Raw genomic sequence first — 26,510 nt, forward strand, 5'->3', positions numbered from 1 at the left:
TTTCGTTGAGGGGTGTGGAAGCGCTACCGCTTCTCGACCTTCGGCGGCTGCCAGGAACCGTCGAGGATCGCCTGCTGGCCCCAATAGGCGCGAATGTAGAGCGAGAACGGGCCATCGGGCGCCGGCAGCCAGTTCGCCTCGCGACCCTGACCCGGGTTGTCCTTCCCGGCGTAAAGCGTCAGCGAGCCGTCCGCATTCCGCACCAGGTTCGTGTTCTTGGTGCCGAGTGAGTAGCGGTTCAGCGGATTGGCGTGGAACAGGTGGTGCTCGTTGTAGAGCGTGATTGACCAGAAGCCCCGCACTGGCGGCGTCTGGCCCGCGGGGAACGTGATGGCGTAGCTGCTCCCGCCCTGGAGCTGCGCACCTGTGCTGTCGAGGTCGGTATAGAAATACTGCGTCTCGGTTGGGCGATTGTCGAACATGTTCGACCGCGCCGTGCCGAGCCGGTTGTAGTAGTCCACGCCGAACTGCGCGTTGTTCTTCGAGCGGTTCCAGTTGTTGCCGGCGGGCACGCCGTTGTGCCGCCATTGGAAGAACGGTCCGACGATATCGCGTTCCGACGCGACGGCGGTCTCAGTCAGCAGGCGCGCGATGGCCGGGTCGGCCTTCGCGGCGTTCAGCAACTGCCGCAGGTTGGCATAGATCGCCTCCTCGCCCGGCAGCGGCGACACGGCGTCGAGCACGGTGGAAAGCTGCCCGAAGAATCGCTCCGGATCGACCCAGTGCGTCTCCGCGCCGTCGGCGGAGGCCGCCACGGGGAAATGCGGCAGAGCCGAATAGTCCACGGTCTTCATGCGTCCATCGAATTCCGCGAGCGGATAGGCGACGACCTGGTTGATCACCGAACGGATCGCCCGTCGATCCTCCGCGGTGTCGTTCAGGAAGATGCGCGGAATGGAGTTGCAGAGCTCGGTCGGGCTGCGCACCACTGCGGTGATGCCCGCCGGCACCCGGCCTTGCCAGCGTGGGCCGGCGAGCAGGTAGAAGCCCCGCCGCGTGCCATAGGGCTTGCCAAGCTGGCCGAACTGGTCGGAGCGCCAATCATAGAGGGCATAGACCCAGAAACGGTCGCCGAAATCCGGCACCTGGATCACCGCCGGTTCCTGGCCCAGCGAGTAGTAGCCATTCCCGTAGGCCACATCCTGGTTCGGGCAGGCGATGAAGGTCTGCTGCGGCGCAATGTAGTCCTGCAGCATGGCGATCCGACCGCGCGGCGCGACGGGGATGACGCCACCGTTGAGGCCAGGCCGCGGCGCGCTGGTGACGAGGGCGCGGCGGTTCATCTGGTTCACCAGCGGCCAGCCCCAGATGTAGGCGAACTGCGCCATGGCGCGGACATAGGCCTCGGGCATGACCACGCCGTCGGCGGGCTTCGTCACCTGAGCGAAGGAGGCCGGCGCAGCGGATTGCGGCTGCGTCGCGGCGGCGGGGCGTCGCTGCGCCGGCTGTGCCTCCGCGGATTCGGGCAGCGCGGCCACTGCGGCGAGTGACGCAGCGGCAAGGCTTCTGCGTTCGATCGGCATGACGTGCTGTCCCTACTTCCGTGGTCAGGATTCCCCGCGCCGCGCACTATCGGCGCGCGCATTGCGCGATCAAGCCACGAGTTTGGTACACGACATCATCGGGCGGCCAGCGGGCCGCGGCCCCGGGCAGAGCCGTCCCTTGGTAGCGTCTGGTATGACAGGAATTATATCCCATGTCCAGTGCCCTGCACAGCCGTGCCCTTTCGCGCTTCAATGCCGCCATGACCCAGACCGCGATCCCCTGCACCCTGATGCGCGGCGGCACCAGCCGCGGCCCGTATTTCCTCGCATCCGACCTGCCCGACAGCCGGGAGGGAATCGCGCAGGTCCTGCTCGCCGCAATGGGGTCGCCCGATGCGCGGCAGATCGACGGGCTGGGTGGGGCGACCACGCTGACCAGCAAGGTCTGCATCGTCTCCCCGGCCGCGAAGGGGGAGAAGCAGCAGGTCGACTACCTGTTTGCCCAGGTGTCGGTGGACAAGGCCTTCGTCGATTTCGGTCCGACCTGCGGCAACATGCTGGCGGGCATCGGTCCTTTCGCCATCGAGAAGGGCCTGGTGCCGGCGACGGATGGCGAGACCTCCGTGCTGATCCGCGCGTTGAACACGGGCGCGCTGATCGAATCCGTGGTGCAGACGCCGGGTGGGCGGGTGACCTATGACGGCGACGCGGCGATCGCGGGCGTGCCGGGCACCGCCGCACCCATCGTGCTGAATTTCGCCGATGCGGTGGGCGGGGCGACGGGGCGGCTGATGCCGACCGGCAATGCCCGCGACGCCATCGAGGGCGTGGAGGTCACCTGCCTCGACGTCGCCATGCCGGTGGTGATCGCCCGCGCGAAGGACCTCGGCAAGACGGCGCGGGAGAGTGCGAAGGAACTCGACGCCGATCGCGACTTCATGGCGCGGATCGAACGCATCCGCCGCGCCGCGAGCTTCGCGATGGGGATGGGGGACGCGGCGGGCAAGGTGATGCCGAAATTCGCCATGGTCGCCGAACCGGCGGGTGGCACGGGCGTCGCGGCACGCTACTTCACGCCACTCGCCTGCCATGAGGCGATGGCGGTGACGGGGGGCATCTGCATTGCCACCGCCTGCATGCTGCCGGACACGGTGGCGGATGGGCTCGCGCGCATCGGGCCGAACGAACGCGAGACCGTCGTGCTGGAACACCCGAGCGGACAGATGGAGGCGGTGATCAGCACGCGCCGCACCGGCAATGACGGTGTCGAAGTGCTGGGCGGCGGCACGTTGCGCACCGCGCGCAAGCTGATGGCGGGCGAGGTGTTCATCCCCGCCCGCGTCTGGGGCGGCAGGCCTACCGCCTGAACAGCCAGAAGCCGGCGAGGCAGAGTGCGCCGCCAAGAATGATCGAGGCGGCGACATAGGCGATGGACAACGCCGGCGCGCGGTCCCACAGCATCGTCGCCTCGAGCGAGAAGGCGGAGAAGGTGGTGAAGCCGCCGAGCAGGCCGGTGACGAACAGCAGCCGCGTCCCGCCTTCGATTCCCGCACCGGCCATCGCGCCGATCACCAGGCTGCCGATCGCGTTCACCGCCAGGGTGCCCCAGGGGAAGCCCGCGCCGAGCCATTCGATCGCCAGGACCGAGGTGAGGTAGCGCAGCACCGAGCCCAGGGCGCCGCCCAGGGCGACGAGCATCAGCGACGCAGGCGTGACAACGTGCACGGATGCTCCCCCTCGCGGCGACCCGCGCTGTGCATCCGCGCCGCCCGGCAACAGACGCTCCGAACTGTTGCATAATGCGCTTCGTCACTGGACGCACGCGCGATTGCACCGTTTCGCTGGCGCCACCCCGCCGGCGGCGGATCACATGCCTCGTTGCCGATCCGGCATGTCACGGCTAGCGTCCCATCTCGGCAGGGCAAGGAATCGGCGCGATGGATGTCAAGGGCTACACCAAGACCTTCGCGATGGATCAGGGCGCGATCCTCGGAAACGACCAGGAGTTCCAGGCGCTGTTCAACGCGCCGCTGACCGATGGGAAGCGACAGGGCATCTGCTGCGGCCTGTCGATGATCTGGGCGGCGCGGCGCATGATGTACCACGACGAAACCGCGGATCAGCGCAAGCAGGCGCTGGTCGGCCATGGTGGCTTCCGCTTCGGCGGGCGCAGCCAGGACATCATGATGGCGAAGGGCGACGCGGATGGCGGCGTCGAGGACCTCTATCGCGGCTGGTTCGGAGATTCGCTCGCGACCTATGTGCTGCGGATCGTCGGCGGTTCGGTCATCGACAATCCGCAGCCCGTCTCGCTGGCCGCGCTGGTGAACGGGGCGACGTCGGCCGGCACCTACTGCCTCTACAACATGGGCCTGAGCACGGCGGGTGGCGGCGCGGCGCACATGGTCGCGTCCTACGCCTCGCACGGGACCTTCGGGCTCGGGTTCAACCGAAGCTTCTATTTCTTCGACCCGAACATGGGCGAATACAAGATCGGCGTGGACGACATGCAGGCCTTCCTGCGCGGCGTGTTGGACGCCTATGAGGGCACTTTCCTGGGCGTGAACTATTTCGACCAGTTCCAGGTCGAGCGCGGCTGATCAGCCGCGGCGCGACTTGCGCCGGCGCAACTCGTCCCACCGCGCCATGCGTTCGGCGATCGCGGCCTCGGCGCCGCGATCGGTCGGGCGGTAGAAGGATTGCCGTCGCATCTCCTCGGGGAAGTAGTCCTGGCCCGAGAAGGCTTCATCGGCATCGTGGTCGTATTCGTAGCCGGTGCCGTAGCCGATCTCCTTCATCAGCTTCGTCGGCGCGTTGAGGATGTGCTTCGGCGGCATCAGGGACCCGGTTTCCTTCGCCGCGCGCATCGCCGCGTTGAAGCCGGCATAGACCGCGTTCGACTTCGGCGCGGTGGCGAGGTGCACGACAAGCTGCGCGAGTGCGAGTTCGCCTTCCGGCGATCCCAGGCGCTCGTAGGTTTCCCACGCCGCGATGGCGAGCGGCAGGGCGCGCGGGTCGGCCATGCCGATATCCTCGGCGGCGAAGCGCGTCAGGCGGCGGGCGATGTAGCGCGGGTCCTCGCCACCCGTGAGCATCCGCGCGAACCAGTACAGCGCGGCATCCGGATCCGATCCGCGCATCGACTTATGCAGCGCGGAGATGAGGTTGTAGTGCTCCTCGCGGTCCTTGTCGTAGAGCGCGGCGCGCTTCGCGAGCAGCGATGACAGCCCGGCGGTGTCGAGCGGGCTCGCCTGGTCCTTCAGCGCGAACAACTGCTCCGCCATGTTGAGCAGGTAGCGGCCGTCGCCATCGGCCATGGCGCGCAGCGTCGCCCGCGCGGCATCGTCCAGCGGCAGGGGGCGGGCGGTCAGCGCCTCGGCGCGCGTCAGCAGCAATTCCAGCGCGGCGTCGTCCAGGCGCTTCAGCACCATCACCTGGCAGCGCGACAGCAGCGCGCCGTTCAGCGCGAAGGATGGGTTCTCCGTCGTCGCGCCGACCAGGGTGACGGTGCCGTCCTCGACCACCGGCAGGAAGCCGTCCTGCTGGGCCCGGTTGAAGCGGTGGATCTCGTCCACGAACAGCAGCGTGCCCTGCCCGTTCGACTTGCGCGCGCGCGCTTCGTCGAAGGCGCGCTTGAGATCCGCCACCCCCGAGAAGACGGCGGACAGCGCGGTGAAGCGCAGCCCGGCGGCCTCGGACAGCAGCCGTGCGATGGTCGTCTTGCCCACCCCCGGCGGCCCCCACAGGATCAGCGAGGCGAGCGAGCCGCGGTCGAGCATCCGGGCGATCGCGCCCTCCGGCCCCAGCAACTGCTCCTGGCCGACCACCTCCGCCAGTACGCGCGGGCGCAGGCGGTCGGCGAGCGGACGGCCCGCCGCCTCCGCTTCTGCCTCGGGCGCAGAATCGACGGGCGAGCCGAACAGGTCGGCGGCGGGTGCGGGATTGCCCTGGGGGCGGCGAACGGCCATGGAGACAAGGATACAACGCCGACCCTCGGGGAGAGAAACATGCCGGCCGCCCTTGCCCTGACGCGCCGTGCCGCGCTCGCGGCCCTTGCCGCCCCCGCCATCGCACAGGCCCAGACGGCACCCTGGCCGACGCGGCCGGTGCGCATCCTGGTCGCCTGGACGCCGGGCGGCGGCGTGGACGTGCCGATCCGCCTGCTGTTGCCCAAGATGCAGGAGGTGTTGGGCCAACCCATCGTGGTCGAGAACCGTGGCGGCGCGTCCGGTTCCATCGGCGCGGCCTTCGTCGCGCAGCAGCCGGCCGATGGCTACACAGTGCTGGCCGATGCCGCGGCGCATGTCAGCAATGGCAGCCTGATGCGGGGACTGTCCTTTGACTACAGCACCGCTTTCGCTCCGGTCACGCAGGTCTCGGTGCTGCCGCATCTGCTGGTGGTGAAGCCGGATTTCCCGGCCCGCACGCTGGCCGAACTGATTGCCATGGCGAAGCAGCGGCCCGGGCAGTTGACCTATGCGTCCTCCGGCATCGCCGCGGGGCCACATTTGGCCTCGGCCATGCTGGCCCGCCAGGCGGGGATCGAGGTGGTGCATGTGCCCTATCGCGGTTCCGCCGCGGCGATGGCCGATGTCCTGTCGGGGCAGGTGTCGTTCAACTTCTCGACCATCCCGCAGGCCTCGCCGCTGGTGCAGGAAGGGCGGCTGCGCGCGCTGGCGGTGTCCACGCGCGAACGCCTCGCCGCCCTGCCGGACGTGCCGACCGTGGCCGAGCAGGGCTTCCCCGGCTTCGAGCTGAACGAATGGGTCGCGCTGTGGGTGCCGGCTGCGACGCCACCCACGATCGTCGCGCGCCTGCACGAAGCGGCGGCTGCCGCGCTGGCGGAACCGGCGGTGCAGCGCCGCTATGCGGAGATCGGCATCCTGCCGGTCGGCAGCACGCCGGCGCAGCTCGCCGCCTTCGCCGCGGAGCAGCGGGCGCGGCTGACGGAGCTGATCCGGGTCGAGAACATTCGGCTGGAATGAGCGGTGCGCCCGGCTGATAACGCCGTCATCGATCCGTCGCTTGACGGCGCCCGGCAGCGGGATCACGGAAACGCCATGTTTCGCCGTGCGCTTCTCGCCCTGCCTCTCGCCACCCCGGCCCTGGCCCAGGACCGGCCGGTGCGGCTGGTCATCGCCTTCCCGCCCGGCGGTTCCACCGACATCCTCGGCCGGCTGATCGCGCCGCGCATGGGGGAGGTGCTCGGCACCCTGGTCACGCCGGAGAACCGCTCCGGCGCCTCGGGCGCGGTCGGTGCGGGCCATGTCGCGCAATCGGCGCCGGACGGGACGACGCTGCTGCTCGATTCCGGCGGGCAGACGGTCAATCCCTTCCTGATGCGCGGCCTGTCCTTCGACTATGTGCGCGACCTCGCGCCGGTGACGCTGCTTGCCACGCTGCCGCTGCTGCTGGTGGTGCGCGCGGAATTCGGCGCGGCGACGCTGCCCGACCTGCTGGCGCGGCTGCGCGCCGAACCCGCCCAGGCGCGTTATGGCAGCGTGGGTGTCGGCGCGCGCACGCATCTCGCCATGGCGCAGTTGCTGCGGCGTGCTTCCATCCGTGGCGAGCACATTCCCTATCGCGGCGGCGCCGACCAGATCGCCGGGCTGCTGCGCGGCGACGTGCCGATGGGTTTCACCTCGGCCGCGCTCGCTGCGCCGCTGGTCCGAGACGGGCGCGTGCGTGCGGTCGCGATTTCCTCCGCGGCGCGCAATGCGGTGTTTCCCGATGTGCCGACCGTCGCCGAGCAGGGTTTCGCGGATTTCGCCATGGGCGACTGGCTCGGCCTGCTCGCCCCCGCCGGCACGCCGGGGCCGGCCATCGCGCGGATCGCCGCGGCGGCAGCCGATGCGGTGAACCAGCCGGCACTGCGCCCGCGCCTTGACGATCTCGGCCTGCTGCCCGCCGCCGAGGGGCCCACCGCCTTCGCCCGCTTCCTCGCCGAGGAACGCGCACAGATGCAGGCGCTGATCCAGGGCGAGGGCATCCGCCTCGACAGCTAGGCGCCAGCGGGGCAAGCATCCGCCCGAAACCGGGAGGACAACCACATGCTGCCGCGCCGCGCCCTACTCGCCACCGCCGTCGCCTCGCCTGCATTCGCTCAGGCGCCCTGGACACCGGCGCGGCCGATCCGCCTGATCGCGCCCTATCCGCCGGGCGGCGGGGTGGATACCACCTCTCGCCTGCTCGCAGTGCCGATGGGGGCGTTCCTCGGCCAGCCTGTCGTGGTCGAGAACCGCGGCGGCGCAGGGGGGTCGATCGGCGCGGGCGAGCTCGCACGCAGTGCGCCGGACGGGCAGACCATCATGGTCGATGCCATGGCCCATACGGTGAACCCGCATCTGATCCGCAACCTCGGCTTCGACTACGCGACGGCTTTCGCGCCGGTCAGCCAGGTCGTGGTGCTGCCGCAGATCCTGGCGGTGAACCCGCAGCAATGCCCCGCGAAGACGGTGCAGGACTTCATCGCCTGGGCGCGGCCGCGCGCGGCCTCGCTGTCCTATGGCTCCTCGGGCAATGCCACGGCGGCGCACCTGGCCGCGGCGCTGCTGCTCAACCGCGCCGGGCTGGAACTGACCCATGTGCCCTATCGCGGCGGCACGCCGGCGCTGCAGGACCTGCTCGGCGGCAACATCGCCTTCGTCTTCGGCACCGTCTCCTCCACGCTGCAACTGGTGCGGGACGGGCGGCTCGTGGCACTCGGCGTCAGCACCACGCAGCGGATCGCGCCGCTGCCGGAGGTGCCGACCATTGCCGAGCAGGGCTTCGACGGCTTCGAACTGAACGAATGGAACGGCCTCTACGCCCCGGCCGGCACGCCGGCGCCGGTGGTGCAGCGGCTGTACGAGGCGGCGCAGAACGCACTGGCGGATGCGACGGTGCGCCAGCGCCTCGATGCGCTGGGCGCGCTGCCGCTCGGCACCGATCCGGCCACCTTCGCTCGCTATGTTGCCGAACAGCGGGCGCTGATGGGGCGCATCGTGCGCGAGGCGCGCATCGAGATCGGCTGAGGCGCGTCGCATGCCGATTGGAGGGGCGGCTCTGCCCCCTCCAACCGGCAGCGAGATCACAACAAGCAGCACCGCCTCACTGCTTTCTCTTGTTTTTGCACCCGCGAAGGCCCATACACCCTCCATCGCGCGGATCGCCCGTGCGCCACGCGCCGCCCGGCCGCGTGATCGGTCCCCGGCGCTCACGAGCGCGGTGCGGGCCCGGGCCGGGAATTGGCGCGCCACCCACCGGACTGTCCCTATCCCGCGGGGCTTTCTTACCGCAGCGACGTGCGCCGCGAGCATCGCCGCGCGCGTGCCATAGGACGTATCTTGACCAATACCTTCGAGGCGCTTGGCCTCGACACTCGCATCCTCCAGGCCCTTGCCGAGGAGGGTTATTCCACCCCAACCCCCATCCAGGCGCAGTCCATCCCGATCGTGATGGAAGGGCGCGACCTGCTCGGCATCGCGCAGACCGGGACTGGCAAGACCGCGGCCTTCAGCCTGCCGATCCTGCACCGCCTGGCCGCCACGCCCGGCCGCCCGCCGCGCGGCGGCTGCCGCGTTCTGGTGCTGAGCCCGACGCGCGAACTGGCGTCCCAGATCGCCGACAGCGTGAAGGCCTATGGCCGTCACCTCGGCCTGTCCGTCGCGGTGATCTTCGGCGGCGTGGGCTTCGGCCCGCAGCGCACCGCGCTCGCGCGCGGCGTCGATATCCTGGTGGCCACGCCGGGCCGCCTGCAGGACCTGCTCGACCAGGGTGCCGGCCGGCTCGACCATGTCGGCACGCTGGTGCTCGATGAAGCCGACCAGATGCTCGACAAGGGCTTCCTGCCGGCCATCCGCCGCCTGCTGAAGGCGATCCCGGCGCAGCGCCAGACGCTGTTCTTCAGCGCGACGATGCCGCAGGAAATCAACAAGCTCGCGGCCGAGATGCTGACCGACCCGGCGCGCGTCGCCGTCGCCCCCGTGGCGACGACGGCCGAGAAGGTCGCCCAGCGCGTCATCAACGTCCCGGCTTCCGGCAAGCGCCGCGTGCTCGCCGAACTGCTGAAGGGCGAAGGCGTCGGGCGGACACTCGTGTTCAGCCGCACCAAGCACGGTGCCGACCGCATCGTGAAGCAGCTCGACCAGGACGGCATCAAGGCCAACGCCATCCACGGCAACAAGGCGCAGAACGCGCGTGAGCGCGCCCTCGCCGCCTTCCGCGACGGCTCGGCCCCGGTGCTGGTGGCGACCGACATCGCCGCGCGCGGCATCGACGTGGACGGCGTGACCCACGTCATCCAGTTCGACCTGCCGGAGGTGCCCGAGACCTACGTCCACCGCATCGGCCGCACCGCGCGTGCGGGCGCCTCGGGCGAGGCCGTGGCGCTGTGCAGCCATGAGGACCGCGACAAGCTGCGCGCGATCGAGAAGCTGATCCGCCAGACCATCCCCTCCGAACAGCGCCCGGGTGCGACGGCGGAAGAACTCGCCGCCCGGCCGCCCGAGGCCCCACGCCCGCCGCGCCAGCAGCAGCAGCGCAAGCCACAGCGGCAGACGCAGCACCGTCCGGCGGGGCACAGCGCGCCTTCTGGCAAGGCGCATAGCAACGGCGCCAAGCCGGCCGCGCACGGCGGCGACCAGGCGCGGCGTCGCCCGGCGGCCGCCGCGTCGCATGACGAACCGCGGCGGGACCGGTCCTGGCGGGAAGGCGACTTCCGTGACGGGTCGGCGGCGCCGGCGTTCCTGCGGCGCGGGCGTTAGAGCAGATCCCGATCGGGTGGGATCACCTGATCGGGTGAAGATGCTCGCCAGAACAATCGGCCAGAGACGTTCCCGTGAGCCATGGCGCACGGGAACGGCTCTGGGCCACGCCACGCGCGGGGCGGCCGGGCCCATAGCCGCGGCCCGCCTCGCCGCCGGGGATCAGCCGCCCAGGCAAGCGCGCAACCATGCCGCATCGAAGCGCGCGTGCCGGATCTGGCGCTTGCCAGCGGCGGACCAGACCACGTGCCAATCGCCGTCGGTCGTCCGGATCACGCTCGGATAGGCGACCGCACCTTCCCGGCCGGGCGGGACCAAATCGCAGCCCGGCGCAAAATGTGTCCCGTCGAGCGATGCGGACATCCGCAGCGCCGCGCGCTCGTGGCGCGACGGGTTGTGCAGCACGACGAAGCGTCCATCGGGCGCCGCGAATGCCTCGACCGCGCTGCCCGGATTGGGCAGATCCGTGGGCACGGCGGCGCTCCATTGCCGCGTGACGGGGTCCAGCACCGCCGTCCGCACCGCCACGGCCGTCGGATCGCGCAGGAAGGCGCGCACCGCGCCGTCGCGCTGCAGAACGAGGGTCGGCTGGATCACGCGCTGTGTTGGGATCGCCAGCCACGGGCCGAGCGCCGGCCGGCCCTCGACCAGCGAGAACGCGCGCACCCCCGCGGTCTCCGCCCCTTCGAGATAGAGCGGCAGCAGCAGGCCAAGCGCCGGATGGCGCAGAACGCCGCCGCGCGGCAGCGCCCCCACACGGTCGTCGAGCCGCGTCGCCTCCGACCAGTTCCGGCCCTCGTCGCCCGAAAGCCGCGCATCCACGCGCCCACAGCGCCAGGTCGTGCACAGCGTCCCGAAGGGCGGCACATCCCAGCGCTGTATGACGCCATGCACCATCCACAGCCGGCCCGGGGCCTCGGGGAACAGCACCACGTTGCCGAGGCTCTTGTTCGCCTCCCGCGCGCCGGCGGCACGATCGCCGGACGCGACCGCGACCGAGGCCGGCGACCAGCTGGCACCTGCGTCGCCGCTGCGCGCGCAGAGAATGACGGCATCAGGCGATGCCTCGGCCGATGCCGAATACCAGCAGGCGAGCAGCGTGCCGGACGACAGCTCGGCGGCCGCCGGCCCATGGTTGGTCTTCCCGGCGGGGGTCGGCAGCGGCGTCGCATGCGGCGGTCCGGGGGACGCGGCGCCGGAGGGCGCGACGGCCGCCAGCAGGAGCACGAGCGCTCCGCCGTAGCGTCCCACTTGCCTGCCGCCGCTCCTCACGCGCCGCATTGATCCGCCGCCTGCCGCGCCCCTTCGTTCCAGGCCGGGTCCCGTTCGCATGGGCGCCCGGAACCCGGCCGGCATGCCCGATCAGGTGGTGCCGAAGACCTCCGCCCACGAGGCCATCAGCGCCGCATCGGCCTCCTCCATCGTCGCCAGCACCCCCTGCGCATGGAGGCTGGTCACGCCGAATTCGCTGATCCCGCAGGGTACGATCCCGCCGAAATGCGACAGGTCCGGGTCCACGTTCAGGGCCACGCCGTGCCAGGAGACCCAGCGCGTCACGCGCACCCCGATCGCGGCGATCTTGTCCTCGCCGCCGGTGGCGCGATTCGCCACCCACAGGCCGATGCGTCCCTCACGTCGTTCCGCCTTCACGTTGAAGCGGCCGATGGCGCGGATCAGCCATTCCTCGAGGCCGTGGACATAGGCCCGGATGTCGCGTGCCGGCACCGACCCGTGGGCCTGTTGCAGGTCCAGCATGACGTAGCCGGTGCGCTGCCCCGGCCCGTGATAGGTCCATTGCCCGCCGCGCCCGGCATTGAACACCGGGAATCGGGCATCCCGCAGGTCCTCGGGCTTCGCGGAGGTCCCGGCGGTGTAGGTCGGATCGTGTTCCACCAGCCAGACGCGTTCCCACCCGGTGCCGGCGCGGATGGCCGCGACCTGGGCTTCCATGACCGAGAGCGCCTCGGCATAGGGGGTGCGACCGTCGGTGACGATCCATTCGAGGGGGTGTGTTGCTGGCGGCGCGGTCATGGGTTATACGCCGCGCCCTCTACCCGGTTTGCGGTCGTGGCGGAATGGTAGACGCGCCAGCTTGAGGTGCTGGTAGGGGCAACCCTGTGGAAGTTCGAATCTTCTCGACCGCACCAATACCTGCAGCCTCGGCGCAGCCGGTCTCATACAACCCGAAGGCCCGCAGCGCGGCATAGGCGATCGCAGGCGCCAGCATCAGCGGCGAAAGCCCCGGCACCGCCATCGTACCGACCAGCATCGCCATGCCGGGCCACAGCCAGGCGATCGCCAGCGCACGCCGCCAATACCAGCCGGAAGGCGCTTCGGACGCGAGAGCGGCCGGCGCCAGCAACGCAATCCCGACCGCCGTCACCACAAGGTCATAGGCATGGCCGTAGGGCGTCGCCATGGGCGTCAGCAGCAAGGCGAGCGCGACCGCGTTGGTGCGCGCCGTCCCCGCCGCCGCCCTCGGCCACCATGCGCCGGCGACCAGCAGCATGCAGCCCAGCGTGACGACGGCCTGCACCGCATAGGACGTCGCGAGCCCGAGCCCCATGGCCCGCAATGACATGAAGGGGGACGGCATCTCGTACTGGAAAGCGAGCCCGAAGGGGGCCTGCAGCAACGTCACCATGAGGGCGCCCGAGCCCTCGGGATAGGCTCGCCAGGCGTCGATGCCGAACAGGGGCAGGGTGGCCGCGGTATAAAGGGCCGCCGCCGTGGCCGTGCACAGCGTGGCGCGCCAATCCCGCGCCGCCAGCAGGCAGGCCGGCACCAGCAGCCCGAACTGCGGCTTGAGGACGAGAAGCCCGAGCAGCAACCCTGCCGCGACGGGCCGCCCGGCCCGTGCCATCAGCAGGCCGCCGGCCAGAACCGCGGCCATCAGGCTGCCGGTCTGCCCGGTGACCAGGTTCTCCACTGCCGCCGGGCTGACCAAGATCGCGGCGACCATGACGATGGGCAGCCCGGCCGTGCGCAACGCCCCCGCCAGCGCCGCCAGCGAGGCCACCGACCAGACAAAGAACCCCGGCACCAGCGGCAAGAGCCCGAAAGGCAGCGCAAGCACCAGCATGGTCGGCGGATAGGCGAACAGATACTGGTCGAGGCCGCGGCCGAACGTGCCCTCCATCCAGGCCTGATAGGCGGCCGGATCGAACACGACATCCAGGCGGCCGGCCAGCGCCAGGGACCCGCCGGCCCAAAGGTTCACATAGTCGCCGACCACCAGCGCGCCACTCTCCGACAGCAAATGTGCCGGATAGCGGCGCCAGATCCACCAGGCATAGGCAAGGCTCGGCATCAGTCCGGCGATGGCCAGAACGAGAATCGGCAATCGTCGGTGGGTCGGCATGCAGATCCCTGGGCGTCGGATCACCGCGTCGTGCGGCGTCGTGCATGCATGACGCAGTACGTCGGCGCTGCGCAAGCGCGCCGCGCCGCGCTGATCAGGCCGCCGGCGCCAGGCGCTTCTGCAGGTCGTGCCACTCGACCGGCGACAGGCTCTGCTTCGCCGATCCCTCGATCATCGCAAAGGCCCCAGCCGGGGCATGGGTCCGCGCACGGGCGACGAAGGCAGCGCGTTCCGGACCGCTCATCGCCGGCAGCATCAGCCGCAGGAAGGCCTGCGCGCGCGCCGGCGGGATGGCGGCGAGGATGCCGGCCTCGATCGCCTGCATCTCCTCATCCGTCAGTAGTGCCTGGAGCATCGGCTGCACCGCCTGCTCCTCCTCGGCCATATGCTCGAAATCCTCGGCGACGAAGGTGCTGAAGCGCAGGTACAGGTGGCGCCCGAGTGCCGGCCGCGCCTCGGTCGGCGCCGCGGCGATGGTCTCGATCATCAGCGCGAGGTCGCTGAAGGATGCGTCATGCGCCTCATGCTGGTGGCGCGGGCGGATGGCCCCTTCCGGCAGCCTGGCGTCGAGCAGGCGGTGGATGTGCACCTCCTCATGCCGCAGATGCGCCGCCGAGATCTCGAGCTGCGCGCGCATCGCGTCGAGCAGCGCGGCGGTGCTCTCGCCTTCCATCCAATCCTGCGCGCCGAGCCTCGTCAGCAGCCCGGTCAGCGCGAGGCGGAGCCCCTTGTGGGCGGGGCCGTAGAGATCGAAGGAGGCCGGCCGCCGCGGGGCGGGCAGCGGGCCGAACAGGTCTTCCCGCGTCGGCGCGGGCCGATTGTCATTGGTCATCAGCATGGCTGGGTTCCTGGGGCATCCGTGCGGGTGCCGTCCCCGTCCCCCGCGCCGCACGTCGCGGGGGGCAGGTATCCGTCCTGTCAGGACGCGCCCTTGCCTCGCTGCCAGGCGTCAAGCTTCTCCCGCGCGCCGTTGCGCGTGGGGTCCATAGCCGCGTCATGGGACGGGGTCTTCGCCGTCAGCTCGACGACGTAGCCATCCGGGTCGCGGAAGTAGATCGATCGCATCACGCCGTGGTCGGCCGGCCCACGCGCCTCGATCCCCATCGCCCGGCCGCGCGCGAGCATGGGCTCGAGCGCGTCCGGCGCGACCTCCATCGCGACATGCAGGTCGAAATCATGCTGCGTCTTGAAGTCGAAGGGGCTGCCCGGCGCCTCGAAGAAGGCGAGGAAGGTGCCGTCGCCGAGGCGATAGAAGGAATGCAGCACCGATGTCGCGCGCCCGGTCTTCGTCTGTTCAATGGCAAAGGCCTCGGCCAGCGGCAGGCCGAGGAAGTCCTCGTAGAAGCGCCGCGTCGCCCCGGAATCGCTGCAGCGATAGGCGACGTGGTGGAAGGCGCGGATGGGCGCTGCGGCCTCCATCACGCGACCCTCTTCGCCAGCGCCGCGTCGCGCCAGGCCTCGAAGCCGCCATTCGCCACGGCCCAGGACGGGCGCGCCTTCATCGCGGCGATCCAGCGCACGATGCGACGGAAGTCGCCGAAATCCTCGCCGACCATCTCGCCGATCGTGGTGAAGGCAACGCCGAGGAAATCCGCGAGGTTCGGCTGCGTGCCGCCGAGATAGGCCCCGGCATCGGTCAGCATGTGGTCGTTGAGGATGCGCAGCAGCGACTGCGCCTCCTTGCGGCAGGCGCCGGTCACCGCCTCTTGTACCTCGGCCGCATGCGCCGTGTGCGGCAGCACGACGGGGTAGACGACGCCATAGCCGAAGCAGCGGTAGAAGCCGGTATTGAACCAGTCCATCTGCGCATTCACCCGCGCCCGGCCCTTCGGATCGGACGGATAGGCCGGCGAGGCCGAGACTTCCGCGAGGTACTTCAGGATCGCGGAGCTCTCCGACAGCAGGAAGCCGTCATCGTCGAGCAGCGGCACCTTGCCGTTGGGGTTCATCGCCAGGTAGGGCGGCTGCATGTGCTCGCCGGCGAACAGGTTCACCGGCACGAGGTCCAGCGGAATGCCGGCCTCATGCGCCAGCATCACGACCGGGCGGCAGGCAGTCGAGCCGTCGAAATAATACAGCTTCATTGTCGTTCCTCCCTCACCGGGCCGGCGTGGCCGGGTGTACATGCGCAACCGTCGGCGGCGGCTGCTCCATCTCGGCATAGGGATGGCCGGCGCAGCCCACTCCGGGGTTCGTGGCGTTGAACATGCCGGCCGGGTTCTCCTTCCACAGCCAGACATGCAGGTCGTAGTGGTGCAGACCGGCGGGCATCAGCGGCTCATGTCCCGCCATCGGCCCGTCGAAGGGGCGGCCGAACAGCGTCGGACGTTCCGCGATGCCGGTGGCGAGCGGGACGAACCATTCGGCCGCGACCAGGCGCAGCGTGCCGCGCGGGCCTGGCTCATAGACCAGGATCTGCGGGCGCATCGGATCCACCGTCGGACCGATCAGCGCGGGGTTGAGGAAATGCACCCCCATGCCGCCGACCGGGTACGCCACGCAGCCGAGCGTCGAGAGATAGCCCTCGCGGATCGCCACGCGCGGGTCCTGGAAGCGCGCCAGCGCATCGCGCACCGCGGCGAGTTCGGGCGGCAGGTTCGGCGCGCGTGTCTGTGTCGAGTTGCGATGCCGGTTGGCGTGCCCCTCATGCCCCGTGGCGGTGGTGATCACGCTTCCGGCGAGCCCCGTCGCGAGCAGCGTGCCAAGAATGAGCATCCCCCTGCGGATGCCGGTGCCGTTGGCGTTGCTCATGGTGATCCTCCCTCGGCTGGGGCGCGCTCAGCGCCCGGGAACGACAACGGTCAGGTACGGCGCGGGGGGCGTCTCGCTGGCGCCGACCATGCGCGGGGTCTCGTTGCGCACCGGCGGCAGGCTGCGCAGGTAGCGCGCCAGAGCCCGTGCATCGGCATCGTTCAGCGCGCCATAGGCGTGCCAGGGCATGACCGGCGCCAGCACCCGCCCATCGGGACGCACGCCGGTGCGCACCGCGCGGATGATGTCCGCCTCGTTCCAGGCGCCGAGGCCGGTCTCACGGTCCGGCGTCAGATTGGGCGGATAGAAGACACCCACCTCGGGAATGCCGAAACCGATGCCGGACCCGGCCAGATGCAGCCGCTGGTCAGGCCGCCCAGCCAGCGCGCCGCCGGTGTGGCAGCCGCCGCAATCCATGATGCGCGCGAGGTATTCGCCGCGCGCGTTCGGGCCACCGCCGGGCTGCTGCTGCGCCGCGACGGGCGTGGTGGCGAAAAGGGCGGCGGCCAGGGCCACCCTGCGCAGGACATGGATCATCGAAGTCGCTCCTCGGGGCGAAGGCTTGGGCCCTCGCGTCGGCGCCACATTCGCGATCGAAACCTTCCGGAGCCATCGCCGGAGTTTTCCGGGTCTTTCCGGAAGTTTTCCCGGCGGTGATGCGTATCACATCCGGCCGCCGTCCTGGCGGTCCTATTCCGGCACGCCCGCCTTCTGCAGCCCTTCGACGAAGACCTCGGCATGGGCGAAGCCGGCCAGGTTCTTCCGCAGCAAGCCAAGGCGGATCGGCGGGCCCATGCGGTTGCGTGCTTCGATGTAGTCGCGCGCCTCCTCGATGCGGCCGAGATGGCCGCAGCAGGAGATCATCGTGTTGTAGTGGCCGAGATACTCGGCGAAGGCGGCGACCGAGGCGCGCAGATGCGGCAGCGCATCCTCGAAGCGCCTCGCACCGAGCAGGGCAAGGCCGTGGATCGCCGTGTAGATGCCCGCGAAACTGTCCATCGGGCTCATGCGCAGGGCGAGGCCGGTCTCCTCGATCGCTTCCTCCATCCGTCCGGCGCGCAGCAGCCCCCAGCCATGCAGGGTGCGCCCCAACGCGAAACAGGGATTGAGGTCGAGCGCGGCGCGCAGCTCGGCGAGCCCCGCCTCATGCTGTCGGGCGGAGGACAGGCAGATGCCATGGGTCATGCGCGCCCAGGGCTCGGCCGCGTCCAGCGCCACCGCCTCCGCCGCCTGGCGTGCTGCGATGCGGTAGCCCTCGGCGTTGTCCGGCCACCAGTAGCACAGCGCCGCCCACCAGGCGGCCCAGGCCAGCAGCGCATGCGCCCGCGCATAGCCCGGTTCCAGCGCGATGGCCTGTTGCAGCAGCCGCCGCGCTTCCTCGTTCTGCCGACGCCCGACCTTGCTGATCAGGCCCATGGCGCGCACAGCGAGGCCCCAGGCGGATAGGTTCGCGGTCGGGCGCGCGGCGGCGCGGAAGCCTTCCTCGGCATAGAGATGCGGCTCGATCGCCGCGACCACGTTGCGCGTGATCTCGTCCTGCACGGCGAAGATGTCGGACAATTCGCGGTCGTACCGCTCGGCCCAGATGTGCCGCCCGGTGCCGGCATCGACCAGCTGCCCGGTGACACGGATGCGCCCGCCGGCGACCCGCACGCTGCCTTCCAGCACATAACGCACGCCAAGGTCGCGCGCGACCTCCCGTACATCCACCGCGCGGCCCTTGTAGGTGAAGGTCGAGTTGCGAGCGATCACGAACAGCCAGCGCAGCCGGGCGAGATCGGTCGTGATGTCCTCGGTGATGCCGTCCGCGAGCCAGTCCTGGGTCGAGTTGTCACCCATGAAGGTGAAGGGCAGCACGGCGATGGAGGGGGCCGCCCCCTCCTCCCCGGCGGGCGGCACCACGCCGGGGCCGGCATCGGGCAGGGCCGGCGCGGCGACCGGCCCGCGCAGGACCAGCCCCGTGGTGCCTTCCACCACCGCCAAGGTGCGTTCGGAGAACAGCCCGACCAGCAGCTTGTCCACGGTGGAACGGCCAAGGCGGCTGCGAAACGCGAATTCCTCCCGCGAGAGGCGTTCCCGCGCGAGCCAGTCCCGAACCTTTCCCGCGACCTGCTTCCGTTCGTCCATACGCCATCCCCGCGTCGGGATAATTCCCCCACTGCGCGCCGCTGGCGAGCGGGAAACGCCGCCAGCCCCTGCCCCGATGGCGAGAAACCTTCTACCCTCCGCCCCGGAGGTGCCCTGATGGACGACGATTTCCGCCGCGCTGCGCTCGACTACCACCGGCTCCCACGGCCCGGGAAGCTGGCGGTCGAACCGACCAAGCGCATGGCCACGCAGCGCGACCTGGGGCTCGCCTATTCCCCCGGCGTCGCCGCGGCCTGCGAGGCGATCGCCGCCGACCCGGCCACGGCCTACGACTACACGACGCGCGGCAACATGGTCGCGGTCATCACCAACGGCACGGCAGTGCTTGGCCTCGGCGCCATCGGCGCGCTCGCCTCCAAGCCGGTGATGGAAGGCAAGGCGGTCCTCTTCAAGAAGTTCGCCGGCATCGATTCCATCGACATCGAAGTCGATGAACGCGACCCCGCGAAGTTCATCGAGGTGGTCGCCGCGCTCGAACCCTCCTTCGGCGCCATCAATCTCGAGGACATCAAGGCGCCGGAATGCTTCGTCATCGAGCGCACGCTGCGCGAGCGGATGAAGATCCCGGTCTTCCACGACGACCAGCACGGCACCGCCATCATCGTCGCCGCCGCCGTGCGCAACGGGCTGCTGGTGCAGGGCAAGCGCATCGAAGATGTGAAGCTCGTCAACACCGGGGGCGGCGCGGCCGCGCTCGCCTGCCTCGACCTGCTGGTGTCGATGGGGCTGAAGCGGGAGAATGTCACGGTCTGCGACATCGGCGGCGTGGTCCATGCCGGGCGCAACGACCTCGATCCCTACAAGGCGCGCTATGCGCGGGAGACGGATGCCCGCACGCTGGAAGATGCACTGCCCGGCGCGGACATCTTCCTCGGCCTGTCGGCGCCGCGCGTGCTGAAGCCCGAATGGCTGAAGCTGCTGGCCCCGAAGCCACTGGTGCTGGCACTCGCCAATCCCGAGCCGGAGATCCTGCCAGAGGCGGTGCGCGCCGCGCGGCCCGACGCCATCGTCGCCACGGGGCGCACCGACTACCCGAACCAGGTCAACAACGTCCTGTGCTTCCCCTTCATCTTCCGCGGCGCGCTCGATGTGGGCGCGACCACGATCAACGAGGAGATGAAGATCGCCGCGGCCGACGCCATCGCCGCGCTGGCGCGGGTCGAGGCGTCCGAGGTCGTCGCCGCGGCCTATGGCGGCGTCGCACCGGTCTTCGGGCCGGACTACATCATCCCCAAGCCCTTCGACCCGCGGCTGATCCTGGAGATCGCGCCGGCGGTGGCGAAGGCGGCGATGGAATCCGGCGTCGCGCTGCGCCCGATCGCCGATTTCGACGCCTATCGCCGGGAACTGGAACGCAACGTCTTCCGCTCCGGCAACCTGATGCGCCCAGTCTTCGAGGCCGCGCGCAAGCGTCCCCGCCGCGTCGCCTATGCAGAAGGGGAGGACGAGCGCACGCTGCGCGCCGTGCAATCCGTGGTGGATGAGGGCATCGCGGAGCCGATCCTGGTCGGCCGGCACGACGTCATCGCAGCGAAGGTCAAGGCGCTCGGCCTGCGCATGGCGCTGGGCGACAGCGTGCGCATCCTCGATCCCGCGCGCGATACGGAGATCTTCGGCCGGCTCACCGATCTCTACCGCGTCAAGGTCGGCCGCCGCGGCTCGCCGCCCGATGCCGCCGAACGCCGCGTCACGACGCGCCCGGGTGTCGCCGCCGCGATGCTGCTGGAGGCCGGCCTTGCCGACGCTGCGATCTGCGGCGGGCTCGGCGACTGGATGGGCCAGTGGAAGCATGTGCTCGACATCATCGGAAAGCGGGACGATGTCGGGCGCGTCTATGCGCTGTCGGGCCTCGTCACGCGGGCAGGCGAGCACCTGTTCGTCGTGGACACGCATCTCTGCCTGGACCCGACGGCCGAGCAGATCGCCGAGATGACGCTGCTCGCTGCTGAGCAGGTGCAGGCTTTCGGCATCACGCCCAAGGTCGCGCTACTGTCGCATTCCTCCTTCGGCGCGTCGCATGCGCCGTCGGCGCGACGCATGCGCCAGGCGCTGGGGTTGATCCGCCGGCAGAACGCGGCACTGGAAGTGGATGGGGAGATGCATGCGGATGCCGCGCTGATCCCGGCCATCCGCGCCCGCGCGGTGCCCGACAGCCGGTTGGAGGGGGCGGCGAACCTGCTGGTCATGCCAGGGATCGACGCCGCCAACATCGCCTTCAACCTGGTGAAGGCGGCGACCGATGGGTTGCAGCTCGGCCCGCTGCTGCTGGGGATGAACAAGCCGATCCACGTGCTGGTGCCATCGGTCACTGCGCGCGGCATCCTGAACGTGACAGCGCTCGCCGTGGCGCAGGCCAACGCCGGGAGTTGAGAAGGAGGGGCTCTCCGGCCCCTCCCCCGACTTACCGCGCCGTGGCGCTGATCCCGAGGACGCGCTGCATCTCGGCCGGGCTCGGCGGCACGGACTGCATCTGCTCCATGCCGATGGGCTGCGGCGGGTTCACGCGGATCTCCACCGCCTGTGCCTGGCCGCGGATGAAGGACAGCACCGCATCGCGGATCGGGTCGAGCGCGACCGCGCCCGGCTGGCTCAGCGCACCGCCGGCCATCGCCGCGAACTGTTCCCGCAGCTGCGCTTCCGGCGTGCGGGTCTGCGCCGCCTGCATGGCGATGAACCGGCGGAACAGCGAGGCATCGGCATAGCCGAGTGCGGCCGAGATCAGCCGCGCCTGCGCGAAATCCGCCGCCTGCACGCGTTCGGGCGTCAGCCCGTCGAGGTTGACCGAGAAGGTCAGCGTGCCAGCCTCCCGCGCCGCGATGGTCAGGTCGCGGATCTCGGTGCGCCCGGCCGCGGCATCATACCCGGTCGTAGCGGTGATCTCGCCCTCGATTGCCTGGTAGCCGAAGCGCGTCATCCAATCGGCGATGGCCGGCACCGGTTCGACGCGGATGCCGCGCAGCGCGATGGTGCCGCTGCCCGACCCGTCGGTGGCGGTGATGTCCGCCGCGATCCGCATCTCGGCGATGCCGCCGACCGGCTGGCGGCCATCCAGCAATTCCATCCGCAGCATCTCGAGGCTGGAGCGGCCGACCAGGCTCGGCACGCGTTCCCGGCGGATGACCGCGCCCAGCACGCGCGCGGCATCCATGCCCGCCATGGCGAAGCGCGCGATGCGCAGGCCATCGACCATGCCGCCGCCGAAATTCGAACTTTCCAGCCCTTCGACCACCAGCCGCGAGGGCTGGCCGGCGTTCCAGCCTTCGAGCTCGACCAAGGCGAGGCGCAGCGACGTGCCGCCGCTCGCCTGCAGGTTCTCGATGCGCAGCGAATCCAGGCGCACCTGCTCGGGCTGCGGCGGCGCGCCGGCGGCGTCGCGCTGCACCGTCAGCCCGCCGAGCCGCAGCATGGCGATGCGCACGCTGGCGCCGGCTTCCTCGGTGACGAAGCCGCGCAGTACCGCCTCGGCCACGCCATCGCTGCGCAGGCCGTTGATCATCACATCCTCGATGGTGGCACGCTTGCCGGGGCGTTCCAGCACCACGCCGGTCATGCGCACCTGCTCGCCGGCGCCATCCAGCGCCTGCGCCGAGGCATAGGACAGCCGCGTGTCGGCGCCGAACAACCCGCGCAGCCGGCCGATCGCCGCCGGTTCATTGGGCGGGATGACCTGTGGCGCGAGGGCGGGCGGCGGCGTGGGCGCGGGGGCTTGCGCGACCGGCGGCGCGGGCTGTGCGGGAACCGCTGGCTGCGCCTGCTGCGGCGCGCTGAGCGGCGGTGGCTTGGCGGTGGGCAGGGCCGGCCGCGGCGCGCCGGCCGCCGGCGGCTTCTGCGCCAGCGCGACGCCGGACAGCGTCAGCCCCGCAACCGTCGCGAGCGCAAGCGCCCTGAACCCCGTGCTGCGTGCTGCGTGCATCCCGACGCCCCTTCCTGTTGCGGCGCCGCAGTAAAGCCCACGGCCCCCATCGCCGCCAGCATCGCCCGCCGGCCCTTGGCATGGCGAGTGAGGCATTTCACATCACAGACAACGAATGCCAGCATCGGATCCGACCATGCCCCGCCCCCCAGCGCCCCCGGGCCCGACAGCCGAAGTGGCCGCCTTCCTCGACAAGGTGGCGCGCATGCCGGCGGTGCGTGCCGCGAGCGCACGGCCGGGACGGCTCGTCTTCGCAGTGGACGCCACCGCCTCGCGCCAGCCGAGCTGGGACCGTGCCTGCGCCCTGACCGGGGAGATGTTCCTCGCCACCCGCGACCTCGGCGGCCTCGCGGTCTCGCTCGCCTATTGGCGCGGCTACCTTGAATTCGCGGCCACGCCCTTCCTGACGGATGGAGCGGAACTCGCGCGGCGGATGTCGGGCGTGAGCTGCCTCGGTGGGCAGACGCAGATCCTGCGCGCGCTGCGCTTCGCGCTGGCCGAGACGCAGCGCGAGAAGGTCGGCGCGCTGGTGCTGGTGGGCGACGCGGTTGAGGAGGATGTGGACGTGCTGTGCCAGGCGGCGGGGGAACTCGGCCTGCGCGGCACGCCGGTCTTCTGCTTCCATGAAGGCGGCAACGCGGTCGCCGGCAATGCCCTCCGCCAGATCGCCAAGGTTTCAGGCGGCGCCTATGCGCCCTTCGACTCCTCGGCGGCGGAGACGCTGCGCGACCTGCTGCGCGCCGTCGCGGTCTTCGTCGCGGGCGGGCGCGGTGCGCTGGCACGGCTTGGCGGGCCCGTTGCCACCCGCATCGCCGGGCAATTGCCCGCACCGGGTGGTGCGCGATGACCTGGCTGGCACTCGGTGGCCTCGCGTTCGTGGCGGTCGTGATCGCGCTGCGCGCCTTCGCCAATGCGCCGGTCCGCACGGTGAAGGTCGCCTTCGCCTGGATGGCCGGCGGGATCGGCGCCGCGCTGCTGGCGGCGCTGCTGTTCAGCGGGCGAGGACTGCAGGCGATCTGGGCCACCGCCTTCTTCGCCCCGCTGCTGCTGCAGGCCTGGCGGTCCTGGCGCAGCGCGCGGACCTTCTCGCGCGGCGGGCAGGCCAGCCCGGGGCAGGAAACGCGCGTCGAGACCGCGACGCTGAACATGGTGCTGCATCATGACAGCGGGCGGATGACCGGGACGGTCACGCGCGGGCGCTTCGCGGGTGCTGACCTCGCCGCGCTGTCGCTGGCCGACATACTGGCGCTGCGCGACGACTGCGCGGGGGCGGACCCGGACAGCGTGCCCCTGCTGGAAGCCTGGCTCGACCGCGCCCACCCCGATTGGCGGGAGGCCGTGCCGCTGACCGCCGAGGCACCGATGGACCGCGCCGAGGCGCTGGCCGTGCTGGGGCTGGCCGAAGGCGCGACGGAGGCCGAGATCAAGGCCGCGCATCGGCGGCTGATGCGCAGCGCGCATCCGGACCAGGGCGGCAGCGCCTGGCTTGCGGCACGGCTCAATGCCGCACGGGACCTGTTGCTGGGGGAGTAGGGCTACGCCGCACGGCCACAGGACTGCACGATTGACCGGCATCCTGCACGATAACTAGACTCATTTCGCAAACCCGAATGGAGCCAGCAATGCCGGGGCGCGATGGTGGGGAACGGTCTCTCGCGGAACTCTACGCCGATGATGCGGAACGCGCGGATGCCCTGGTGTGGGGCCGGCGCGGCGCGCTGAAGGGCGCGGCGCTGGCGGCGATGGGCGCCGCCCTCGGCGGCGCGATCCCCTTCGCGGCACGGATGCCGCAGGGCCTGCTTCCCGCGGCCCTGGCGCAGGGCACCGGCGGGCCGCAATTCCTTGAGATGGAAGGCAAGGCGCGCCTCATCCTGCAGGGTGAGCGGCCGCTGAATGCAGAGACGCCGGAACACCTGCTCGACGACGATGTGACCCCGGCGGAGAAGTTCTTTATCCGCAACAACGGCAGCGTGCCCGAGCCGGTGGCCGACGCGCGCGCCTGGAAGATCCGCATCGAGGGCGAGGTGAACACGCCCCTCGAACTCTCGCTGGGGGACCTCGAGGCGCGCTTCGAGGTCGTGACGCGCCGGCTGCAGATGGAATGCGGCGGCAATGGCCGGTCCGGTTTCTCGCCGCAGGCGGCAGGCAACCAATGGGGCAATGGCGCCATCTCCAACGCCGAATGGACCGGCGTGCGCCTGCGCGACGTGCTGCGCGCCGCGGGCCTCAAGGACACTGCCAAGTTCACCGGGCATCATGGGGCGGACAGCCACCTCTCGGCCCAGGGCGAGGCGATCAGCCGCGGCATGCCGGTCGCCAAGGCGATGGACGACGACACGCTGATCGCCGTGCGCATGAACGGCCGGCCCATCCCGCAGTTGCATGGCGCGCCGGCGCGCCTGCTGGTGCCGGGCTGGCCGGGCTCGCTCAGCCAGAAATGGTTCAACCGCATCGAACTGAAGCCCGAGCCACATACCGGCCGCGGCATGGGCGGCACCTCCTACCGCATGCCGGTACGCCCGATCGTGCCCGGCAGCCGCAACAACGGGGCGGATTTCGCGGATATGACGAGCATGCCGGTACGCTCCGTCCTGACCAGCCACGCCCATGGCACGCGCCTGCCGGCGGGCACCCGCGGCCTCGATCTCCGCGGGCAGGCCTGGGCCGGCGACCTGGCAGTATCAGCCGTGCATGTCTCGGTGGATTTCGGCGCGTCCTGGCAGGCGGCGACCGTGAACCCGCCGCCCAACAGCCATTCCTGGCAGCGCTGGTCGGGGCGGATCACCCTGCCCTCAGACGGCTATTTCGAGATCTGGTACCGCGCCACCGACAGCAACGGGCGCATGCAGCCGCATGCCGCCGCGAATTGGAACCCGCAGGGCTACGGGGCCAATCCGATCAGCCGCGCCGCGATCCTGGTCGGCTGACGCGCCGGCATGTCGTTGACGAGAGTGATGGCGGTGGGCTTCATCGTCCTGACGCTGAGCCTCGCCGCGCACCAGGCGAGGCTGCTCGGACGCGCGCCCCCGCTCCCATATCCGCCCACGCCGGCCCGCCTGGCCTTCGAGCAGGCGCAGCGGGCGGCCGAGCAGACCGCGGCGACCGCCCGCCGCCAGGCCGAGGCCGCCGCCGCCGCGGCGGCGCGCACCGAGGAGGAGACGGTCCTTGCCGAAGGCCCCGGCCGGGCGGAGGTCTTCGGTTATTGCACCGCCTGCCACAACACCGTGCTGATCCGGCGCAGCGCCTTCACGCGCGACCGCTGGGACGAGTTGATGGACTGGATGACCGAGAAGCACGGTATGAACCCGCTGGAAGGCGAGATGCGCCAGACCATCGTGGACTACCTGGCCAGGCAGTACGGGCCGCGGCAGCGCGGGCCGCGCGGCGGCAATCCCTTCCTGAATTGAGGCGGGCGGCGAGACCCCCTGCTTTCGCCACGTCTTTGCCGCGACGCGCCGTTATCATGGACGCATGGACATGACCCGCCGCACCGCCCTGCTCGCCTGCCTCGCCCTCCCGACCCCGGGCGCATTCGCCCAGGGCAGCGCCAGCCCCGCCGGCGCCTGGGTCGTCGAGGCCATCGGCGCGACGCCCCTGGCCGGCGCGCCGCGTGCCGACATCACCTTCACCGCCGAGGGCCGCGCCCATGGCACCACGGGCTGCAATCGCTTCACCGGCGGCTTCACGCTGGATGGCGCGTCCCTGCGCTTCGGCCCGGCCGCCGGCACGCGCATGGCCTGCCCGCCGCCGGCGATGGAACAGGAACGGCGCTTCCATGAGGCTCTGGAGGCAGTGCGCGGCTGGCGGGCGGATGGGGACGCGTTGCTGCTGACCGATGGCACGGGCGCTGCGGTGCTGCGGTTGGTGCGCGGCGGCGCGGGATGATCCTTCCCCGAGGCGCGCCGCCCGATGGTTCGGCGGCGACCTCGGCAGGGGCTCGAATGCCTGCGGGCTGACGCGTCGCCGATCCCAAGGCCAGGGCTTCGCGGCAAGGCTTCCTTCACCAAAGCCCGTGCTCACTGCGCGCATGGCTACGTCACCGCGTCGCGAGCACCAGGCCGAGGCCCGTCCCTGGGGCACGCAGGACGGCCTGCTGCGCCGCGTCGTCG

General features: G+C 70.8%; 24 protein-coding genes, 1 tRNA gene and 1 pseudogene. 13 read left to right on the forward strand and 13 right to left on the reverse strand.

Translation table 11 applies throughout. The features are described 5' to 3' along the window. Positions 1 to 23: 23 nt before the first annotated feature. On the reverse strand, positions 24 to 1,523 hold the full coding sequence (locus AC2YHJ_RS20150) for a DUF1254 domain-containing protein (protein WP_487397934.1): 1,500 nt from the start codon (positions 1,521 to 1,523) through the stop codon (positions 24 to 26). Between the two features lie 173 nt (positions 1,524 to 1,696). On the opposite strand from AC2YHJ_RS20150, the gene AC2YHJ_RS20155 reads away from it, so the two are divergent. Further along, on the forward strand, positions 1,697 to 2,851 hold the full coding sequence (locus AC2YHJ_RS20155) for a 4-oxalomesaconate tautomerase (RefSeq protein ID WP_487397935.1): 1,155 nt from the start codon (positions 1,697 to 1,699) through the stop codon (positions 2,849 to 2,851). On the opposite strand, the gene AC2YHJ_RS20160 is transcribed toward AC2YHJ_RS20155, so the two are convergent. After that, positions 2,841 to 3,209, reverse strand: coding sequence for a fluoride efflux transporter FluC (locus AC2YHJ_RS20160; RefSeq protein ID WP_487397937.1), 369 nt, complete (start codon positions 3,207 to 3,209; stop codon positions 2,841 to 2,843). The genes AC2YHJ_RS20155 and AC2YHJ_RS20160 overlap by 11 nt on opposite strands. A gap of 212 nt (positions 3,210 to 3,421) precedes the next feature. On the opposite strand from AC2YHJ_RS20160, the gene AC2YHJ_RS20165 reads away from it, so the two are divergent. After that, positions 3,422 to 4,084: a hypothetical protein gene (locus tag AC2YHJ_RS20165; protein WP_487397938.1), complete on the forward strand. Its 663-nt coding sequence runs from the start codon at positions 3,422 to 3,424 to the stop codon at positions 4,082 to 4,084. On the opposite strand, the gene AC2YHJ_RS20170 is transcribed toward AC2YHJ_RS20165, so the two are convergent. Next, positions 4,085 to 5,452 (reverse strand): replication-associated recombination protein A, encoded by a 1,368-nt coding sequence (locus AC2YHJ_RS20170; RefSeq protein ID WP_487397939.1) that lies wholly within the window; start codon positions 5,450 to 5,452, stop codon positions 4,085 to 4,087. A gap of 39 nt (positions 5,453 to 5,491) precedes the next feature. On the opposite strand from AC2YHJ_RS20170, the gene AC2YHJ_RS20175 reads away from it, so the two are divergent. The 4 genes from AC2YHJ_RS20175 (at position 5,492) to AC2YHJ_RS20190 (ending at position 10,228) form a co-directional block, all read left to right on the forward strand. Continuing rightward, positions 5,492 to 6,469 carry a tripartite tricarboxylate transporter substrate binding protein gene (locus AC2YHJ_RS20175; protein WP_487397940.1) on the forward strand — a complete coding sequence of 326 codons (978 nt, stop codon included), beginning with the start codon at positions 5,492 to 5,494 and terminating at the stop codon, positions 6,467 to 6,469. A 75-nt stretch (positions 6,470 to 6,544) separates the two neighbouring features. Beyond that, the gene (locus AC2YHJ_RS20180) at positions 6,545 to 7,489 is read left to right on the forward strand and encodes a Bug family tripartite tricarboxylate transporter substrate binding protein (RefSeq protein ID WP_487397941.1); all 945 of its coding nucleotides are present in this window, start codon (positions 6,545 to 6,547) and stop codon (positions 7,487 to 7,489) included. 45 nt (positions 7,490 to 7,534) lie between these two features. After that, positions 7,535 to 8,497 carry a Bug family tripartite tricarboxylate transporter substrate binding protein gene (locus AC2YHJ_RS20185; RefSeq protein WP_487397942.1) on the forward strand — a complete coding sequence of 321 codons (963 nt, stop codon included), beginning with the start codon at positions 7,535 to 7,537 and terminating at the stop codon, positions 8,495 to 8,497. Positions 8,498 to 8,809: 312 nt separating this feature from the next. After that, positions 8,810 to 10,228: a DEAD/DEAH box helicase gene (locus AC2YHJ_RS20190; RefSeq protein ID WP_487397944.1), complete on the forward strand. Its 1,419-nt coding sequence runs from the start codon at positions 8,810 to 8,812 to the stop codon at positions 10,226 to 10,228. A gap of 162 nt (positions 10,229 to 10,390) precedes the next feature. On the opposite strand, the gene AC2YHJ_RS20195 is transcribed toward AC2YHJ_RS20190, so the two are convergent. Beyond that, positions 10,391 to 11,455, reverse strand: coding sequence for an exo-alpha-sialidase (locus AC2YHJ_RS20195; RefSeq protein WP_487397945.1), 1,065 nt, complete (start codon positions 11,453 to 11,455; stop codon positions 10,391 to 10,393). A gap of 135 nt (positions 11,456 to 11,590) precedes the next feature. Then, positions 11,591 to 12,259 (reverse strand): lipoyl(octanoyl) transferase LipB, encoded by a 669-nt coding sequence (gene lipB / locus AC2YHJ_RS20200; protein WP_487397946.1) that lies wholly within the window; start codon positions 12,257 to 12,259, stop codon positions 11,591 to 11,593. A gap of 30 nt (positions 12,260 to 12,289) precedes the next feature. On the opposite strand from lipB, the gene AC2YHJ_RS20205 reads away from it, so the two are divergent. Continuing rightward, a tRNA-Leu gene (locus tag AC2YHJ_RS20205) sits at positions 12,290 to 12,375 on the forward strand. A 329-nt stretch (positions 12,376 to 12,704) separates the two neighbouring features. Here AC2YHJ_RS20205 and AC2YHJ_RS20210 read toward each other — a convergent pair. From AC2YHJ_RS20210 to AC2YHJ_RS20240, 7 genes and pseudogenes are all read right to left on the reverse strand, one after another. Then, positions 12,705 to 13,589, reverse strand: a pseudogene (locus AC2YHJ_RS20210) (glycosyltransferase family 87 protein); the annotation flags it as partial. A 94-nt stretch (positions 13,590 to 13,683) separates the two neighbouring features. Next, positions 13,684 to 14,427, reverse strand: coding sequence for a hemerythrin domain-containing protein (locus AC2YHJ_RS20215; protein ID WP_487397947.1), 744 nt, complete (start codon positions 14,425 to 14,427; stop codon positions 13,684 to 13,686). An 80-nt stretch (positions 14,428 to 14,507) separates the two neighbouring features. Next, complete coding sequence (locus tag AC2YHJ_RS20220) at positions 14,508 to 15,008, reverse strand: VOC family protein (RefSeq protein ID WP_487397963.1); 501 nt, start codon at positions 15,006 to 15,008, stop codon at positions 14,508 to 14,510. Next, positions 15,008 to 15,673: a glutathione S-transferase family protein gene (locus AC2YHJ_RS20225; protein ID WP_487397949.1), complete on the reverse strand. Its 666-nt coding sequence runs from the start codon at positions 15,671 to 15,673 to the stop codon at positions 15,008 to 15,010. The genes AC2YHJ_RS20220 and AC2YHJ_RS20225 overlap by 1 nt, the downstream gene beginning before the upstream one ends. Positions 15,674 to 15,686: 13 nt before the next feature. Beyond that, positions 15,687 to 16,340, reverse strand: a complete 654-nt coding sequence (locus tag AC2YHJ_RS20230; RefSeq protein WP_487397950.1) for a hypothetical protein — start codon at positions 16,338 to 16,340, stop codon at positions 15,687 to 15,689. Positions 16,341 to 16,367: 27 nt separating this feature from the next. Further along, entirely contained in the window at positions 16,368 to 16,877 is a 510-nt protein-coding gene (locus tag AC2YHJ_RS20235) for a c-type cytochrome (RefSeq protein ID WP_487397952.1), read from the reverse strand. A gap of 153 nt (positions 16,878 to 17,030) precedes the next feature. Continuing rightward, the gene (locus AC2YHJ_RS20240; protein ID WP_487397953.1) at positions 17,031 to 18,467 is read right to left on the reverse strand and encodes a tetratricopeptide repeat protein; all 1,437 of its coding nucleotides are present in this window, start codon (positions 18,465 to 18,467) and stop codon (positions 17,031 to 17,033) included. Positions 18,468 to 18,584: 117 nt separating this feature from the next. Between AC2YHJ_RS20240 and AC2YHJ_RS20245 the strand changes: the two genes are divergently transcribed. Continuing rightward, a complete protein-coding gene (locus AC2YHJ_RS20245; RefSeq protein WP_487397955.1) occupies positions 18,585 to 20,858 on the forward strand; it encodes an NADP-dependent malic enzyme in 2,274 nt (757 codons plus the stop codon). A gap of 31 nt (positions 20,859 to 20,889) precedes the next feature. On the opposite strand, the gene AC2YHJ_RS20250 is transcribed toward AC2YHJ_RS20245, so the two are convergent. Then, the gene (locus AC2YHJ_RS20250) at positions 20,890 to 22,401 is read right to left on the reverse strand and encodes a hypothetical protein (protein ID WP_487397956.1); all 1,512 of its coding nucleotides are present in this window, start codon (positions 22,399 to 22,401) and stop codon (positions 20,890 to 20,892) included. Positions 22,402 to 22,537: 136 nt separating this feature from the next. On the opposite strand from AC2YHJ_RS20250, the gene AC2YHJ_RS20255 reads away from it, so the two are divergent. The 5 genes from AC2YHJ_RS20255 to AC2YHJ_RS20275 all read left to right on the forward strand — a co-directional run bounded on the left by AC2YHJ_RS20255 (position 22,538) and on the right by AC2YHJ_RS20275 (position 26,286). Next, positions 22,538 to 23,248 (forward strand): vWA domain-containing protein, encoded by a 711-nt coding sequence (locus tag AC2YHJ_RS20255; protein ID WP_487397957.1) that lies wholly within the window; start codon positions 22,538 to 22,540, stop codon positions 23,246 to 23,248. Further along, positions 23,245 to 23,934 carry a J domain-containing protein gene (locus AC2YHJ_RS20260; protein ID WP_487397958.1) on the forward strand — a complete coding sequence of 230 codons (690 nt, stop codon included), beginning with the start codon at positions 23,245 to 23,247 and terminating at the stop codon, positions 23,932 to 23,934. Before AC2YHJ_RS20255 ends, AC2YHJ_RS20260 begins: the two co-directional genes overlap by 4 nt. An 89-nt stretch (positions 23,935 to 24,023) precedes the next feature. Next, a complete protein-coding gene (locus AC2YHJ_RS20265; protein ID WP_487397959.1) occupies positions 24,024 to 25,328 on the forward strand; it encodes a sulfite oxidase in 1,305 nt (434 codons plus the stop codon). A gap of 9 nt (positions 25,329 to 25,337) precedes the next feature. Further along, positions 25,338 to 25,808 (forward strand): hypothetical protein, encoded by a 471-nt coding sequence (locus AC2YHJ_RS20270; RefSeq protein WP_487397960.1) that lies wholly within the window; start codon positions 25,338 to 25,340, stop codon positions 25,806 to 25,808. A 70-nt stretch (positions 25,809 to 25,878) separates the two neighbouring features. Beyond that, the gene (locus AC2YHJ_RS20275) at positions 25,879 to 26,286 is read left to right on the forward strand and encodes an META domain-containing protein (RefSeq protein WP_487397961.1); all 408 of its coding nucleotides are present in this window, start codon (positions 25,879 to 25,881) and stop codon (positions 26,284 to 26,286) included. Positions 26,287 to 26,510: the final 224 nt, after the last annotated feature.

Source organism: Roseomonas sp. SRI_022 (assembly GCF_057586215.1).

Excerpts from the sequence above, each read along its gene's own strand:
- AC2YHJ_RS20150 (WP_487397934.1), bottom strand. The coding sequence starts at position 1,523 with ATGCCGATCGAACGCAGAAGCCTTGCCGCTGCGTCACTCGCCGCAGTG.
- AC2YHJ_RS20155 (WP_487397935.1), top strand. The coding sequence starts at position 1,697 with ATGTCCAGTGCCCTGCACAGCCGTGCCCTTTCGCGCTTCAATGCCGCC.
- AC2YHJ_RS20165 (WP_487397938.1), top strand. The coding sequence starts at position 3,422 with ATGGATGTCAAGGGCTACACCAAGACCTTCGCGATGGATCAGGGCGCG.
- AC2YHJ_RS20170 (WP_487397939.1), bottom strand. The coding sequence starts at position 5,452 with ATGGCCGTTCGCCGCCCCCAGGGCAATCCCGCACCCGCCGCCGACCTG.
- AC2YHJ_RS20175 (WP_487397940.1), top strand. The coding sequence starts at position 5,492 with ATGCCGGCCGCCCTTGCCCTGACGCGCCGTGCCGCGCTCGCGGCCCTT.
- AC2YHJ_RS20180 (WP_487397941.1), top strand. The coding sequence starts at position 6,545 with ATGTTTCGCCGTGCGCTTCTCGCCCTGCCTCTCGCCACCCCGGCCCTG.
- AC2YHJ_RS20185 (WP_487397942.1), top strand. The coding sequence starts at position 7,535 with ATGCTGCCGCGCCGCGCCCTACTCGCCACCGCCGTCGCCTCGCCTGCA.
- lipB (WP_487397946.1), bottom strand. The coding sequence starts at position 12,259 with ATGACCGCGCCGCCAGCAACACACCCCCTCGAATGGATCGTCACCGAC.
- AC2YHJ_RS20215 (WP_487397947.1), bottom strand. The coding sequence starts at position 14,427 with ATGCTGATGACCAATGACAATCGGCCCGCGCCGACGCGGGAAGACCTG.
- AC2YHJ_RS20220 (WP_487397963.1), bottom strand. The coding sequence starts at position 15,008 with ATGGAGGCCGCAGCGCCCATCCGCGCCTTCCACCACGTCGCCTATCGC.
- AC2YHJ_RS20225 (WP_487397949.1), bottom strand. The coding sequence starts at position 15,673 with ATGAAGCTGTATTATTTCGACGGCTCGACTGCCTGCCGCCCGGTCGTG.
- AC2YHJ_RS20230 (WP_487397950.1), bottom strand. The coding sequence starts at position 16,340 with ATGAGCAACGCCAACGGCACCGGCATCCGCAGGGGGATGCTCATTCTT.
- AC2YHJ_RS20235 (WP_487397952.1), bottom strand. The coding sequence starts at position 16,877 with ATGATCCATGTCCTGCGCAGGGTGGCCCTGGCCGCCGCCCTTTTCGCC.
- AC2YHJ_RS20240 (WP_487397953.1), bottom strand. The coding sequence starts at position 18,467 with ATGGACGAACGGAAGCAGGTCGCGGGAAAGGTTCGGGACTGGCTCGCG.
- AC2YHJ_RS20245 (WP_487397955.1), top strand. The coding sequence starts at position 18,585 with ATGGACGACGATTTCCGCCGCGCTGCGCTCGACTACCACCGGCTCCCA.
- AC2YHJ_RS20250 (WP_487397956.1), bottom strand. The coding sequence starts at position 22,401 with ATGCACGCAGCACGCAGCACGGGGTTCAGGGCGCTTGCGCTCGCGACG.
- AC2YHJ_RS20255 (WP_487397957.1), top strand. The coding sequence starts at position 22,538 with ATGCCCCGCCCCCCAGCGCCCCCGGGCCCGACAGCCGAAGTGGCCGCC.
- AC2YHJ_RS20260 (WP_487397958.1), top strand. The coding sequence starts at position 23,245 with ATGACCTGGCTGGCACTCGGTGGCCTCGCGTTCGTGGCGGTCGTGATC.
- AC2YHJ_RS20265 (WP_487397959.1), top strand. The coding sequence starts at position 24,024 with ATGCCGGGGCGCGATGGTGGGGAACGGTCTCTCGCGGAACTCTACGCC.
- AC2YHJ_RS20270 (WP_487397960.1), top strand. The coding sequence starts at position 25,338 with ATGTCGTTGACGAGAGTGATGGCGGTGGGCTTCATCGTCCTGACGCTG.
- AC2YHJ_RS20275 (WP_487397961.1), top strand. The coding sequence starts at position 25,879 with ATGACCCGCCGCACCGCCCTGCTCGCCTGCCTCGCCCTCCCGACCCCG.